3 protein-coding genes and 2 pseudogenes are annotated in these 2,301 nt (G+C 27.3%); all 5 read right to left on the reverse strand.

Annotation, left to right across the window (positions count from 1 at the left end):
* Positions 1–682 (reverse strand): annotated as a pseudogene (locus CQA44_RS12820) (lipase); the annotation flags it as partial.
* 5 nt (positions 683–687) lie between these two features.
* Positions 688–1,239, reverse strand: a complete 552-nt coding sequence (locus CQA44_RS11840) for a hypothetical protein (protein WP_115547401.1) — start codon at positions 1,237–1,239, stop codon at positions 688–690.
* Positions 1,214–1,372, reverse strand: coding sequence for a diadenosine tetraphosphate hydrolase (locus CQA44_RS11845; RefSeq protein WP_115547402.1), 159 nt, complete (start codon positions 1,370–1,372; stop codon positions 1,214–1,216). Before CQA44_RS11845 ends, CQA44_RS11840 begins: the two co-directional genes overlap by 26 nt.
* A 2-nt stretch (positions 1,373–1,374) precedes the next feature.
* A complete protein-coding gene (locus CQA44_RS12825; RefSeq protein ID WP_181881909.1) occupies positions 1,375–1,887 on the reverse strand; it encodes a hypothetical protein in 513 nt (170 codons plus the stop codon).
* Positions 1,884–2,301: pseudogene (locus tag CQA44_RS11855) on the reverse strand (hypothetical protein); the annotation flags it as partial. The pseudogene CQA44_RS11855 and the gene CQA44_RS12825, both read right to left, overlap by 4 nt.

Raw genomic sequence — 2,301 nt, forward strand, 5'->3', positions numbered from 1 at the left:
AATGTCCTACTATTATTAGATTATTATCTTTATGTAGAGATGGATATTTATCTACACATTCACAATAAAACTTTAGCATATCTATATATTGATGATTAGAGAGAGAATTTAGGGCTAATGATACATCAGCTTCTGCTATATCATTAAAGATTCCTAAGGGGAATTCTGTGCCACGAATAGCTAAAATATATTGTTTATCTTTTTCTAGCTTTTTTCTTGTATTTGTTTTATTGTCTAACTCTTTATCTAGCTCTCCTAAGTCCTCAAATAAAGTTGCAGAGAATCCTGAAGTAGTATTTGGTTGGTGATGTAGAAGTTTAAAGCGAGAAGTAAAGTTTATGGTTCTATCGCTAAGTTTATCATAAAGTCCTACTTGGGTAATGTCATTATCAGATATTCTAGGTTTGGTTGTAAGACATTTATCAATAAAAGGAATGCACCAATCTCCTATTTTATCCTCATTGAATCTAGCTTCAATAGCTCTTGCATAAGTAGAGTTTTGATTATTGAATTTATATCCTAAAGTTTGTTTATCACCTTGTTCATTTTTATCTTCACTATCTTTTTTCACATAATTTACATAATGCAGCATTGCATAACTTGCATCGGCACAATTAGCGTAATCTAAAAATTTCTTAACTAAGTTTAAATCGGCATTTTGTGTTTGAATATTCTTCAACATAGCTATTACTCATTCATATAAATAATTCTATCACTTAAGCGATTTAATAATAAGCAACGTTCAGATATTACAAATGGACTTTCTCTTTCAATTATAACATTTGCAGTTATGCCAAGAATATTATATTCATAATCTAAGCTATAATAAACATAACGATGTTCTTCATCACAATATGCTTCTAACTGTGGCGATATTCTAGAATATGACTGCTTTTCAAATATTGGCGGTATGCATCTAGTGATTTTTATATATTCTCTATTATTAATTTTTTCATAAAGTTCTCTATTATAAACATAGATGCCGCTTTTTTCGCAGATAGTTTTATGGATATAATATTGTGGGTCAAAGAATTTTAATGAAGATTCTTGAAATAAGATAAAAGATACAATAAAATAACAGGGCAATATTAAAGCCAAAGATTTAGAAAATCGTTTATTAAACATTTTATTAATAAAAAATATTAAGATTCTCATTATGATATATAGTATCGTTACACATATTGATAACAAGATAATATATACAAACATATTACTAAAACTTCCTTTTATTTCTTTCATCTTTTTTATCTTTAACTACCCCCTCAAATACAGGTTCTAATAGGGCATAAGAAGCATCAGCACATTCTGCGTAGTCTAAAAACTTTTTAACTAAATCTAACTTTGCCTCTTGTGTTCTTATATCTTTACTCATTTTTAGTATCCTATATCTTTACAATAATCTGTTTTTTCATAATAAAAGTGAAAACCATTTGCTTCATCTCCACCTAAAAATATTCCTTTGCGAGAATAAGAATAACTATGTATTGTAGCATAATGTATATTGTCATAATATGCCTCAAAAATAGTGTCTGTGATTTTACCTATATCTTTTTGACTTACATTGATATATTTCGCTTTTTGATAATCAAAATATATTTTTTTATTTAATTTTTTACTATAATAGTATTCTCCTTTATCATCGTGTTGAGTATTGCCTTTTTTGCGATTAGAAAAAATTTCCCAATAGCATTCATTGTGTATAGTTGTTTGAGAAGATTCTTTTTCACATAGCTCTTTAAATTTATCATATTGTGAGCAACCATTAAACAAAATGAGTAAAAATATAAACAAAATTAAGGCATAAGAAGCATCAGCACAATTTGCATAAGCTAAGAATTTTTTAACTAAATTTAAATCTGCTTCGTTTGTTCTTATATCTTTACTCATAATAACCTCTTAAATTGTTTATTTAAATCACTACAATCCAATATTTTATTGCCAAAATCGATATACCAACCAGCACCCTCATCGCCTTTTAGGAATATACCATAATTATCATAAAAATATGTATTATTTTCATAAAATATTATTTTACCTTGTGTATCAACTTGTTGAAATGCCATTTCTGTAACTCTACTTCCTATTTTCTTATAAACAGCATTGTCTCCATAAACAAAGTTTTCTGGGTCTTTATCACCAATTAACCTTTTTCTAGCATAAAGATTACATAGTTTCTTAAACTCATAATATTGAGGGTCAATGCCTTTAAAAGAGATTCCACCCATAATAAGCATAAGATAAAAGAATAAAGAAAGACAAGGTAAGATTAAAGAGAGTGATTGAGAATATTGTTTATGAAAG

The organism is Helicobacter sp. MIT 14-3879 (genome assembly GCF_003364125.1).